Origin of the sequence: Vibrio neptunius, from assembly GCA_019339365.1 — a bacterium.
Classification (GTDB): Bacteria; Pseudomonadota; Gammaproteobacteria; order Enterobacterales; family Vibrionaceae; genus Vibrio; species Vibrio neptunius.
Genome location: CP079860.1, coordinates 1,069,856 through 1,081,963, shown reverse-complemented (window position 1 = coordinate 1,081,963; position 12,108 = coordinate 1,069,856). Strand labels below are relative to the sequence as shown.

The 12,108-nt window shown below is 46.3% G+C and carries 11 protein-coding genes; 2 read left to right on the top strand and 9 right to left on the bottom strand.

Going from position 1 to position 12,108, the window contains the following annotated elements:
- Window positions 1-15: 15 nt before the first annotated feature.
- The gene (pstC, locus tag KW548_21610; GenBank protein ID QXX08250.1) at window positions 16-948 is read right to left on the bottom strand and encodes a phosphate ABC transporter permease subunit PstC; all 933 of its coding nucleotides are present in this window, start codon (window positions 946-948) and stop codon (window positions 16-18) included.
- A gap of 94 nt (window positions 949-1,042) precedes the next feature.
- Window positions 1,043-1,864, bottom strand: a complete 822-nt coding sequence (locus KW548_21605) for a phosphate ABC transporter substrate-binding protein (protein QXX08249.1) — start codon at window positions 1,862-1,864, stop codon at window positions 1,043-1,045.
- A 377-nt stretch (window positions 1,865-2,241) separates the two neighbouring features.
- On the opposite strand from KW548_21605, the gene KW548_21600 reads away from it, so the two are divergent.
- Window positions 2,242-3,885 carry a methyl-accepting chemotaxis protein gene (locus KW548_21600; GenBank protein QXX08248.1) on the top strand — a complete coding sequence of 548 codons (1,644 nt, stop codon included), beginning with the start codon at window positions 2,242-2,244 and terminating at the stop codon, window positions 3,883-3,885.
- 102 nt (window positions 3,886-3,987) lie between these two features.
- Here KW548_21600 and KW548_21595 read toward each other — a convergent pair whose 3' ends face one another.
- Window positions 3,988-4,707 carry an SDR family oxidoreductase gene (locus KW548_21595; GenBank protein ID QXX08247.1) on the bottom strand — a complete coding sequence of 240 codons (720 nt, stop codon included), beginning with the start codon at window positions 4,705-4,707 and terminating at the stop codon, window positions 3,988-3,990.
- Between the two features lie 154 nt (window positions 4,708-4,861).
- Here KW548_21595 and KW548_21590 point away from each other — a divergent pair, with 154 nt between their 5' ends.
- The gene (locus tag KW548_21590; protein ID QXX08246.1) at window positions 4,862-5,767 is read left to right on the top strand and encodes a LysR family transcriptional regulator; all 906 of its coding nucleotides are present in this window, start codon (window positions 4,862-4,864) and stop codon (window positions 5,765-5,767) included.
- Here the strand turns inward: KW548_21590 and KW548_21585 are convergent.
- The 6 genes from KW548_21585 to KW548_21560 form a co-directional block, all read right to left on the bottom strand.
- Entirely contained in the window at window positions 5,753-7,189 is a 1,437-nt protein-coding gene (locus KW548_21585; GenBank protein ID QXX08245.1) for a coniferyl aldehyde dehydrogenase, read from the bottom strand. The two genes, KW548_21590 and KW548_21585, sit on opposite strands and share 15 nt — an antisense overlap.
- A 128-nt stretch (window positions 7,190-7,317) precedes the next feature.
- The gene (dsbD, locus tag KW548_21580) at window positions 7,318-9,060 is read right to left on the bottom strand and encodes a protein-disulfide reductase DsbD (GenBank protein QXX08244.1); all 1,743 of its coding nucleotides are present in this window, start codon (window positions 9,058-9,060) and stop codon (window positions 7,318-7,320) included.
- On the bottom strand, window positions 9,057-9,938 hold the full coding sequence (locus KW548_21575; GenBank protein ID QXX08243.1) for an FAD:protein FMN transferase: 882 nt from the start codon (window positions 9,936-9,938) through the stop codon (window positions 9,057-9,059). The genes dsbD and KW548_21575 overlap by 4 nt, the downstream gene beginning before the upstream one ends.
- The gene (locus KW548_21570; GenBank protein ID QXX08242.1) at window positions 9,928-11,151 is read right to left on the bottom strand and encodes a DUF3570 domain-containing protein; all 1,224 of its coding nucleotides are present in this window, start codon (window positions 11,149-11,151) and stop codon (window positions 9,928-9,930) included. The genes KW548_21575 and KW548_21570 overlap by 11 nt, the downstream gene beginning before the upstream one ends.
- 19 nt (window positions 11,152-11,170) lie before the next feature.
- Window positions 11,171-11,635, bottom strand: a complete 465-nt coding sequence (locus KW548_21565; GenBank protein QXX08241.1) for a DUF4266 domain-containing protein — start codon at window positions 11,633-11,635, stop codon at window positions 11,171-11,173.
- Entirely contained in the window at window positions 11,632-12,096 is a 465-nt protein-coding gene (locus KW548_21560; protein QXX08240.1) for a TlpA family protein disulfide reductase, read from the bottom strand. Before KW548_21560 ends, KW548_21565 begins: the two co-directional genes overlap by 4 nt.
- Window positions 12,097-12,108: the final 12 nt, after the last annotated feature.

Below are 12,108 nucleotides of genomic sequence, written 5' to 3'. Positions count from 1 at the left end.
TCACCTTAAACCAGTTTACTTCGCTTTTTCGCGGTTGAGATAAAGCAGAGCTGCGTTCAACATCATGATAAACACCAGCAGAACAACACCTGTAGCGTAGAGTGCATTGGCGTGCACACCGCTTGCGTAAGACATTTCAATAGCGATATTCGCGGTTAGCGTCCGAGCAGAGTCGAGAATGCCCTGAGGCATGGCTGGCGCGTTACCCATCACCATGATGATGGCCATTGTCTCGCCCAGAGCTCGACCAATACCCAGTATCACTGCAGTCATGATGCCCGAACGAGCGGCCGGAACAAGCAATTTAAAGATAGTAAAGATTTTTGATGCGCCCAGAGCCAGTGAGCCCTCTTTGTAGGTGCGCGGTACCGCACGAATTGAGGTTTCTGAAACGGTAATAACCGTAGGAAGAATCATCACGCCCAGCACGATAATCCCCGCCAAAATAGTGTTACCTGCCGGCACTTCAAACACGTCCTGAATCAAAGGAACAATGATGACCAAGCCAAAAAAGCCATAAACCACCGATGGGATACCCGCTAGCAACTCTACGGCCGGTCGGATAATGTCAGCCAGACGTTTAGGTGCGATTTCAGCAATGAAGATAGCGGTAAGCACGCCAACTGGAACCCCAACGATGACTGCACCAAACGTCGAGACGACAGAAGCAACAATCATAGTTGCTACACCGTAAAGTGCAGGTGGCAGCCAGTCTTGGCCTAAGACAATTCCAGACACCCCTGCTTCCTGAAATGCAGGGATAGATTCTTTAACGATAAAATAGGCGATGACCGCCAGAGATACAATGCCAATAACAGCACTGGTAAGGAATAAGCCATGGAAAATTCGCTCTTTCCAGTCCACACGCTTGCTTGCACGTAAACTCGGCTTAGAAACTTGAGTCGCTTCAGTATTCATAAGCTCGTCACTATTTGTTGCGATGGTCATAGAGTTCTTACCTTTCTCACGAACTGCGTTCGCTTGAAGTCAAGAAAAGGCTCAGCCCAAAGTGGGCTGAGCAATTAAAGAGTATTACTAATGATTAGTTGACTGAAATGTAGCCTTTGCTGTCTACCAGTGCTTGAGCTTCAGTAGAAACCATCCAGTCTAGGAATTTCTGAGTTTCAGCAGATGGCTTGCCGTCTTTGTATAGAACAAGGAATGGACGAGCAACTTTGTAAGAACCGTTTTTCACGTTGTCAACGTTTGCTGCAACACCATCAATAGGAAGTGCGTTTACAGAGTTGTCGACTGTACCCAGAGAGATATAACCAATCGCGTATGGGTTGGATGCCACCATAGTTTTCAGTGCACCGTTACCATTGGCAACCTGAGCACGTTGAGAGATAGCAGAGACTTTCTTGCCAGAAACTTTCTTCTTAAGCTTCATGATGTCTTCAAATGCACCACGAGTGCCAGATGCCGTGTCGCGAGTGATAGCAACGATTGGCTTGTCTGCACCGCCGACTTCTTTCCAGTTAGTGATGTCGCCTTTGTAGATAGCTGTTACTTGTTCAGCTGTCAGTGCTTTAAGGTCGTTTTTAGGGTTAACAACAACTGCAATACCGTCTAGTGCAACAGTTAACTCTTTGAGAGCTGGCTCTTTTTCAGAATCTTTCAGGTTACGAGAAGACATACCTAGGTCAGCAGAACCGTTTTTCGCCGCTTTTACGCCAGCAGAAGAACCTGGGCCCTGAACTTCGATAAATACGTTCGAGTTAGTCTTCATGTATGTTTCAGAGAAAACTTCCATCAGTGGAGTAACGCTGCTAGAGCCCACTGCAGAGATCGTTTCTTTAGCAGAAACTGACGTTACTGCCATTGCGCCTAGAAGTGCGATTGCACCGATAACTGTCTTTTTCATCACAATTTCCTTAGTTGGCATGATTGCCGTTGTGTTTCACTTGAACGGTGCTCACTTTAGGACTCGAATATGACATTTGTGTTTCACTTCGTTGAAGCCTGTATGACAGATAAGATTTAATGAGCATGTTTTATCGGAAGTGACTGATAGGCCAAACAATAATGAAACAAGACGGAATAACTTAACGATCAGGTTACAATCTTAGAGTTATAACTCTATGAATTAAAAAGAAAATTAATTCCCAACTTGACTAACGATAATTTCATAAAATAATCAAATTCCAGATTGAATTATATTTGAGAAAAACTAGAATCGTCCCTCCTAATTATAAAAACGACAATATACAACTCACCAACATCAATAGAAGAGGACAATCGATGCGCCAATTGCTCAGCGGGCTTTCCATTAAGCTCCAAGTAGTGGTTCCTGTCATATTCACATTGCTACTACTAGTGGCCGGGATAGGTTACAGCACAACCAACCTAAAAGAAGCCTTTAAGCAAGTTACCGTTTCAACAGAAAATCTCATCAATAATAAGGATGAACTGACACAAATCATCGATAACACTTATGGCATGCGCATCAAAGCTATCTATAGCTTATTTCGTGCAGAAGATGTCAAACAGCTGGCGACACATTTGCAAAGCAAGCAACAAGAAAGCCGTCAATTACTACGCTCTCTGAGTGAAGTAGAAGGTTTGGAGCAAGAAGTTGCAGATATGAACGCCGCTATCGATCATTACGTAAACTACTCTATTAACGTAATGATTCCTTTACTCAATGTGCGTCACGGCGACAGCAACCCACCGCCAGGGTTTGAGACCCAATATGAGAGAGCAGCAAGCGACTACCGCACCGCAGGCAACCAGATGGTTAAGGCCATTGATAACCTATCTAAGAAGCTCAATACACTGGCATTGGATGAAGTGAACGCTAACGAAACCATCCACTCTAATGTGATGAATAGTGGCATCGTCGGGCTTTTATTAGTTCTGGCCGCAGCACTGGCCATCAGTTGGATGCTCGCAGGTATCATAGTGACACCGATTAAAAAGTTACAGCAAGCTATGAAGGAGCTCGCACAAGGTAACTTATTGGTTTCCGTCGAAGAAGAAGGCAACAACGAAATCTCGGCCTTATCTCGTGATTTCAATAGCACAATAGGACAATTACAGAATACGGTCGACTCACTGGTTCGAATCAGTGTTGATGTCGCATCCGCTTCCACTGAATTAGCCGCGGTGATGACGCAATCAAGTATCAACTCCGATCAGGAAAAGAATGAGGTAGAACAAGTTGCGTCAGCCATTAACCAGATGGAAAGCACCGCAACAGAAGTCACTCAGAATGCCAACAATGCTGATTCAGCTTCCAATAATGCAGATAAGCTGGCTCGTGAAAGTTTGGAAACATTTGAACAAAACACGCGCGCCAGTGAAAAGATGGCTCAACACCTTTCTCAAGCCGCTGGGGTGGTCAACTCTCTAAAAGAGCAGTCAGAGCAAATTGGTAAGGTCATTGAAGTGATAGAAAGCATCTCAGAGCAAACTAACTTACTCGCACTGAATGCGGCTATTGAAGCCGCTCGCGCAGGGGAAAGTGGGCGTGGATTTGCAGTGGTTGCTGATGAAGTACGTATGCTGGCAGCTCGAACACAGGAATCGACCAAGGAAATTCAGGTCATCATTGAAGATTTGCAGAATCAGTCTAGCGTTGCCAACGACAGCATGAACTCAAGCCTAGAAATGATTGCTCAGAATCAGACACAAGCGAACAAAGTGAGCGAGGCGCTCGGGCACATAAGTGCATCCATTTCTGAATTGACGAGTATTAACGCTCAAGTCGCCGTCGCGTCTGAGGAACAAGGCCAAGTCACATCCGACGTCAACAACAATCTAAGCAACATCTATGAGCTGGTAAGTCAAAACGTCACCGGGATCACCCAAGCCGCTGCCGCCAGTCACGAGCTGTCTACTTTAGCTGAGAAACAAAAACAGCAGCTAGACTTCTTCAAAGTGTAGATAAACAAAACGTCAACCTTTTGGTTGACGTTTTTTTTCAATCGATAACGCTAGAACAGAAAAAGGTCAGTCTTCGCTGAGCTTATTTCAATCACACAGTGATTAAGGCTGTTGCTTAGTTGGAGCCAATGCAATTTCACGAATACAGACGTTTTGAGGTTGATTGTAAGCAAACTCTACCGCACGAGCGACATCATCAGCCGCCAATACACCGCCCATGTCCACTTTCCAGTCGTCGTAGCCATCTTTGATTTCCTGAGAAGTGGTGTGAGACAGCAATTCTGTCTCTACCGCCCCCGGTGCAATCGTCGTCACACGAACATTTGATGCAGCCACTTCTTCACGTACGTTTTCAGAGATTGCGTGAACGGCAAATTTAGTACCGCAGTAAGCGGCATGATTCGGGAAGGTTTTCTTACCTGCGATCGAGCTGACATTGATAATCGTGCCGCTGTTGCGCTCCATCATAGGTGCCAGTACCGATTGCATACCATTCAGTAGGCCAAGTACGTTGACATCAAACATACGTTTCCATTCAGCTGTGTCTTGTGTATCAATCTGACCTAACAACATCACACCAGCGTTGTTTACTAAACCATCTACCGGGCCAAATTGCGCCTCAGCTTTGGCAATCGCTGCTTCAAATGACGCTTTGTCTGTGACATCGACTTTTTCGCATAGCGTGTTTGGCAAATCTAGGGCTTCAAGACGTTCAACACGGCGAGCAAGCAGAAGTAGAGGATGGCCTTCATTGCTTAGACGACGAGCAATGGCCTCACCAATACCAGAACTTGCACCAGTGATTACGATTAGTTTTTTCATCTTTATTTCCTCTGTAGTTGTTCAGTAGCAGCTCTTTTTCGCTGCGATGGAGGTATATTACGCAAATCGTTTTTGTTGATATATATCACTTTTGTTGAAACACTATTGCTGTAGTGCAACAATAATCAAAACTCAACTTGATTGGATATCCATTGTGCTCAACCAGATTAATCTCGCTGACATCCGCTCTTTCGTTCTCATCGCACAATTGGGGAACTTTACTAAAGCTGCAGAAGCGCTGGATGTGTCGCGCTCGCACGTATCACGTCAGATAAGCAGTCTTGAAAACCAAATAGGCGTAACACTACTGATCCGAACCACACGCACACTCAAACTCACTGAAGCAGGGAAAGCCTTTTACCAGCAATGTGAGAAAGCGCTGCATAATATTGATCAGGCGTTATTGGCTGCCGTGGATGACGTAGAAAAAGTACAAGGCGAAATAAAAATTAATTGCGTGGGCGGCTATCTCGGCGAAGAACTGATCGCTCAAATAGCAACGGAGTTTATGCGTGTCTACTCCGATGTCAGTATCCATCTAGACTTCAGTAGCCATCGAGTAGATTTGATTGAAGATGACTTCGATATTGCCTTTCGTATGGGCAAGCTTGAAGACTCAGGGTTCGTTGCCCGAAAGTTGCTGGATATCCAAATGGGGACTCTGGCCAGCCCTGACTACCTAAAACGGTATGGTCAGCCTAATCACCCTAAAGAGCTCACTCAGCATCATTGCTTAACGGGTTCAGTCAAAAGGTGGAGCTTTGAAAGTAAAGCGGATGCGCAACACTACGATGTGTTCGTCAATGGGCATATGCAGTGCAAAAATGGCCGTGTGTTGGTGAAAGGCGCACTCAATGGCAACGGTATCATTCGTGTACCCATTATTTACTGTGAAGAAGAACTGGCACAAGGAAAGCTGGTCGAAGTCTTTGACCATTGGGTAATTCCGAGCGTCGATTTTTCAGCCATATACCATAGAGATCGCTTTCAGCCTAAGCGACTGCGTGAGTTTATCAGCTTTGTCAGGCATTACTTTGATACTCGCTTAGCGGATAAATAGTCGGCCTAAGATTTTTTCAGCCAAGTTTCTGAAGCGCAAAACAACGCTGCTCCTTGGCAGCCAAGCTGGAGATCTCAGAATGGTTTTTGCTTTGGAAAACGTCTGAAAACCTTCGAAGCCATGATAATGACCAATACCCGACTCCCCTATCCCACCAAAGGGGGCATCTTCAGCCGCCACATGTAACAAAGTATCGTTAATGGCGACCCCGCCGCTGTGGGTCTGCTCGATAATTTGTCTCTGAAGCGTGCGATCCGTCGACATCAGATACAATGCCAGCGGTCTAGGTTTGGCATTAATGTAATTGAGTGCTTCATTCAGATGACGATAGCCAATCACGGGAAGCAGCGGCCCGAATATCTCTTCCTGCATCACCTGCATGTTTTCTGTCACACCCGTTATTAAATGAGGCAGCATTTGACGCCCCTCCAAGGTGACATCATCTATGCTATATACGCTGGCACCTCTGCCTTGTGCATCCTTTAACATGTTGTAAAGGCGGTCGTACTGCCGTTCATTAATGATGTGAGTGACCGTTGGCGCTTTGTTGCCTTCTATGTACAGTGACTTATAGCGTTTGAGGTACAGATTGATGAATAACAGCTCTTTTCCTTGAGGCAGCAGAATGTAGTCTGGCGCAACACAAATTTGCCCGGCATTGACTGACTTGCCAAGCAACACCGCGTCAACGGCGGCGCGAAGATCAATGTCATTGTCTATCAGGACAGGCGACTTACCACCGAGCTCCAACGTTACTGGGGTAAGGTTTTTCGCAGCAGCTTGCGCAACTAGCTTCCCTACTGGCGTCGATCCCGTAAAGATAAGATGATCAAATGGCAGCTGAGAAAAATAGCTGGCGATATCCGCTTCGCCCTCAATAGGGTAAATGTGTCTGTCCAGGCAAGATAAGATCTGGCTCAGTACCTGGTTGGTATGATGAGTATGTTCGCTCAGCTTGACCATCACTCGGTTTCCCGCTGCAATCGCCGTCACGATAGGCGCAATGCTCAGCACTATTGGAAAATTCCAAGGCACGATCACTCCGACCACGCCTAGTGGTTGATACTCGACCGAGATTGACGAAGGAGAGAGCAACAGCCCCGCTTTACGTCGACTTGGTTTCATCCATTTCTTCAGGTGCTTGATCGTGTAATTGATATGAGAAACCGCAGGTAAGAGGTCGCAAATCATGCTATCAAAACGGCTACGAGCACCATAATCCTTTTGCAAAGCTTCAACCAACTCTTGTTTATGTTCAAGTAAAGCTTGTTTGAGGATCTTGAGCCTTTTCATCCGCACGTTGTAGCCAGAAAATGGTTCACTCATATAAAAAGCTCTGACTTCAGCATAAAGATGAAGTAACTCTTGCTGAGTCTTGATGTGTTCTTTTTGCCAACGATTAAGATCTACGACGCCTTCCATGTGCCATTATCACCTGATTGGTTATTCTTTGCCCATAAGTATAGTAGCCAGATTCGACACCAATGTCTTGGCTAGCACACCCATAACGTGCATAAGAAAAAGGCGACATTCATGCCGCCTTGTGTTAATTACTGCAATTGGGTCATCACAGATTGAAAATGCTCAAGCCCTGTGGCCCCGACAATTCTCTGCTGAGCAATTTCAGCACCTTTGCTATCAAAGAAAAATACCGCCGGTGGACCAAACACATTGCGCTCTGCCAGCCACGCCATCTGCTCAGGATTACTCTCTGTGACATCAAACTTGATCGTATTCCAGTCAGCAAACTTATTCTGTACAGATTGATCGCCAAACACTTCTTTCTCAATGACCTTACACGAGACACACCAGTCCGCATAAAGGTCGATTAGTACCGGTTTACCCTGCTGCTTCGCCAGTGCTAATTGTTGATCCAAGACTTCAACAGAGCTGATTTTCTCAAATGGCAAAACTTCGGCTGGATTGTCTGATGTAGTCTGTACAACATTAAGTGGCTTAAGAGGATCATTTGACCCTGTCAACATGCCGACAAATAAGATCAATCCGTAGAACAGAGACATAAATGCGCCCAGTTTACGGGTCCTCGCCCAACCGGGTTGCGCTGAATCCAGCGCACCAAAATGAATACCACTTCCAATGGCAAGTAGCGCCCACAAGAGCATCATCAACCAACTAGGAATGAAACGGCTTAACAACACAATCGCAACCGCCAGCAACAACACACCAAACAATTGCTTCACGGCAATCATCCAAGGGCCGCTTTTGGGGAGCAGCTTACCACCACTCATGCCAATCAGAATCAGTGGTACACCCATACCCAATGCCATCACAAACAGAGTAACGCCGCCCAAAACCCAATCTTGCGTGGTGGAAACATAGAGTAATGCCCCCGCCAATGGTGCACTCACGCAGGGTGACACGACGAGGGCCGACACTGCGCCCATCACGAACACACTTGCTACTTTGCCGCCGCCCAATTTGTCTGAGCTTGCATTCAGTTTCTGTTGAATGGATGCTGGTAACTGCAGTTCATAAAAGCCAAACATCGCTAAAGCAAGCAAGACAAACACCACAGCAAATATCGATAGCAACCAAGGCTGCTGCATCGCCGCTTGCAGGTTAACGCCTTTGGCCAGCGTCGTGACCAATACCCCTGTAAGCGCATAACTGGAAGCCATTCCCAACACATAGGAAGTCGATAGAGTTAGACCTTTTCGACCTGTCATTTTCGCGTCGCCACCAATGATACTCGACAAAATAGGCACCATAGGCAGCACGCAGGGTGTTAGTGACAACCCTAAGCCAAGTAGGAAAAAGATGAGGAGAGCCTGAGTTTTGGACGCACTACCTAATAGCTCAGACAAGCCCGCTGTGTCTTCTGCCAAACCACCCACTTTATCCCAAATTGAGGAGTTGCTGTCATTAAGTTTATTGGCGGGCAAGTCGAATTTGATCGTCTGAGGTAAGTAGCACAGACCTTTTTCTGAACAACCTTGATAACGAACGTTGAGTTGACCTTCGCCACCATAAGGTACCAGCACGGTTACTGGCTTATCGAAAACGACGACTTCACCAAAGTACTTATCTTGTTTCTGTTTGCCCGGTGAAGAAAATTGAGGCTCAGTTAACTCGATGCCGCTATCTGCTGAAAACTTAAATCGACCTTTATAGAGATAATATTCAGGCTGAGTTGCGAAATGGATCTGCACGCCTTGCTCACTGACCGACCACTGGTAAGGAAATGCTTCTTCCACAGGCAAAAAGTCAGGATCCTGTGCAGACGCAAAGGCAGAGATAAAGAGTAAAAAAGGCCAGATGAAAATTCTGATCACGTTACAAACTCCGTGTCTTGATGAATAGCTAATTTATCGTCGATAAACACGACGCCAACTTGCTCTGGGACGGGTAAAGTCGGTTCTAGAGTCAATGCGGTACTGAGTGCCCCTGCTTCCAGCGTCGTTGGCGCTAAGACGCTGACCGAAAGCACTTGGGGATGTGTGCCACGTTGCGACAATATATGTGAACTTTCCTCATCACCAAATTGGAAGCTTCGCTCGTAATGAGCTGAAGTCGTCAATGCGGCATTCGCCAGTGGCACTGAGAAAAATGGCTCGTGCTTATTGTTCGGATTAAGTACCGCCACATTAAAAGGGGATCCATCTGGTTTCGCACCGAGAGCTCGAATGTCTCCTCCAAAATTCACCAGCGCTGAGGAAACACCAAATTTCTCTGCGAGCATCACCGCCTGATCGACCGCAAACTCTTTAATCACACCGCCCAAATCAAATTGAGTCTCGGCATGAGGGATAGAGAGTGTTTTGTCAGATAGCGACCAAGCACCAACGCCCATAAACGGCTTAGCACTTTCATAAGCCGTGGTTCTGTCCCATTGAGGCGTGCTTTCCATCATTGACTTTAGCGTACCTACTGTTGGGTCAAAAACACCTTTCGTGCCCTCAACCAAACGCTTCAAAACTTCAAATACAGCGTAGCTTTCATCATCCAAAACCACAGATGATGACTGACGTCGGTTCACTTGCCGATTAAGCCACGAGTGGCAATCATAAAAGTTAAACTTCTTCTCTAATCTCCGAGTGTTAGACTCAATCAAAGCCGCCACATCAGCGGCTTTCTCTGAGTGATACAGCTGAACTTCACAAGGAACCGTCATCGCCTTAAATCGGTGAACAAAAGGCAAATTAAAACTCATAGGTTGCCCCTACTGCCCACCACTGCGCTTCAAAGCCATTGGATTGCTCGTAGTAAGCACCAAGCAGATTGAAACGCAACTTCTTGTGCACTTTAACGCTTGCACCTAATTCATAGGCATTAGCCGTAAAATCACCAAGACGTAAATCAGAGGTTGCATAACCTGACGATGCAAACGTAGGATCGTTGCCATTCGGATCACGGTAGAAGTCAGCTGCACTTTGGGTATACCAAAAATAACCCGGCGCTAAAGTTAACCAGTTATTGACTGTCCAAGAAAGTTTACCTCCAAACTGATGAGAGGCCACTCCCCAGTCATCCTGAAACCATTTGTAGCGAGGACGAACTACTAGAGTTTCCGACATGGACCAGAACGCCTGAATATTCACGCCACCTGACAAACGAGTATCCGGGCGTGAATCCTGACCAAGAAAGACTTCGTCAGTACCAATCGAACCATCGCCATCAATATCCACCTCACGCAATACCGTCAGATAGTGATTGCTCAGATAGCCAGAGCGATAACCTGCATAGCCGGTGAAGACCATGTAATAATTTGGCGTGAAGGTTTGTGAGAGGCCTGCCTCAACATTCCCCGTAAAGATGTCTTGCCAAGATTGCGGATTGGTCGAGGTTTGATACTTGCCAAACGTCATCGTTTCGTCAAACAGGGTGGAGAAACCTAAGCTGTATGAGCGGTTCTTCTGTGAATCAGCGTATATCAGACCCTTACCATTTAAACCAATACTGCGATAATCCTCTTCTTTGGAAAAGTTGGCGCCGAAGGTCCACTCGTTTCGTAGCTCATCTCGATAGGTGGCACTGCCATTGATTGATTTACGAGTATCTTCCAACTCATATTTCTGAATTTTGTAGCCACTGCTGTGGGGATCGTAGCCAGCACGAATGACCTGATCCGTCATATTTTGCGCTTGCTGAGTTTTTGTCGCCCGATTGACTGCATCCGCAGTGCTGCCAACGGGGGTGGTTGGCCCCCAAGACGGTGACGCGCCCGACACAGTGTCGTAACCTAATTCAAGATTTATAGTCCAATCAAGACCAAAACTCTTTTCTATGGAAACCACGCTATCGCCAGCTTCCACTTTGTCGTCGTACTCTTCGTAATTTAGATAATGAACAGAGATATGATCTTCTGCCAGCGCACTATTCGCCACTGCCGCTGCACTGAGCAACGTTAAAGGTAGTTTTTTCATTGTAATTAATTTTTAATATTTAGTTGCAACCACAGCCGCCGCCACCGACGCCACTGCCACCCACTGAACCTTGCTTGTATGAGAAGACTTTCTCTGAAAATAAGTCAAACTCAGGCACCGGCCCTCCGGGTTTCATCTCTTTCTTCGCTAAGGTGCCTTTTTCCCACGGTTTAACTGGCTCAATACCTAGAGCCTCATCGACAAAAGCGAGGGCCGACTTTTCATTTACGACGGCTTTCGGTTTCTCCAACGTTAAATCCTTAGCTTGAGGTTTAACTAATTCAACGTTGCGACGAGCACCAATTTCTGAACTGCCACTGGTGTAAACCTGTCCAGAAATCACCTCTTCTTCAATGCTGGAGCCACTGACCGAGGTTTCCGTAGCTTGAGAAGGCTTTTTACCTAGCTGACTTAAATCCACTTTTGGGGCTGCAACGCTCAACGCAGGAAAGCAGAGAGCAACGATGAGAACAACTGGCTTCATAGTTGAACTCCCATATCTGCCAGATCCGCCAGAATAACCGTCCGAATATCATTGATGGCACCAAACCGAACTTTCAGCACTTGTCCCTGATAGATGTAGTAGAGCGCCGGCATACCAATCGGCTTAAACTCGGCGATCAACTGTTGCTTGGGATCGTTAATGACAGGGAAGGTCAAACCCAGCGATTTTTGAAACTCAAGGCCCACTTCGACCTCTTCATCAACATCTACACCGACAACCGTCACGCCTGTCCCTTCTAGCTCACTGTAGAGCTGATTAACCAAAGGCAACTCATGGCGACATGAAACACACCACTCTGCAAAGAAATCCACTATCGTTAGCTGGCTTTGATCCAGCTTAAGTCCTGTTGATGCTGAATCTGTGATGGTGTCCCCTTCTTTAAACGCAGATGCAGAGAAAGAAGTGCATAAAGCGAATAACACAACCAATTGTTTAATCATTATTTTCTCCCT

Coding starts and splice junctions, on each gene's coding strand:
- pstC (QXX08250.1), bottom strand. CDS start 948: ATGACCATCGCAACAAATAGTGACGAGCTTATGAATACTGAAGCGACT.
- KW548_21605 (QXX08249.1), bottom strand. CDS start 1,864: ATGAAAAAGACAGTTATCGGTGCAATCGCACTTCTAGGCGCAATGGCA.
- KW548_21600 (QXX08248.1), top strand. CDS start 2,242: ATGCGCCAATTGCTCAGCGGGCTTTCCATTAAGCTCCAAGTAGTGGTT.
- KW548_21595 (QXX08247.1), bottom strand. CDS start 4,707: ATGAAAAAACTAATCGTAATCACTGGTGCAAGTTCTGGTATTGGTGAG.
- KW548_21585 (QXX08245.1), bottom strand. CDS start 7,189: ATGGAAGGCGTCGTAGATCTTAATCGTTGGCAAAAAGAACACATCAAG.
- KW548_21575 (QXX08243.1), bottom strand. CDS start 9,938: ATGAGTTTTAATTTGCCTTTTGTTCACCGATTTAAGGCGATGACGGTT.
- KW548_21570 (QXX08242.1), bottom strand. CDS start 11,151: ATGAAAAAACTACCTTTAACGTTGCTCAGTGCAGCGGCAGTGGCGAAT.
- KW548_21565 (QXX08241.1), bottom strand. CDS start 11,635: ATGAAGCCAGTTGTTCTCATCGTTGCTCTCTGCTTTCCTGCGTTGAGC.
- KW548_21560 (QXX08240.1), bottom strand. CDS start 12,096: ATGATTAAACAATTGGTTGTGTTATTCGCTTTATGCACTTCTTTCTCT.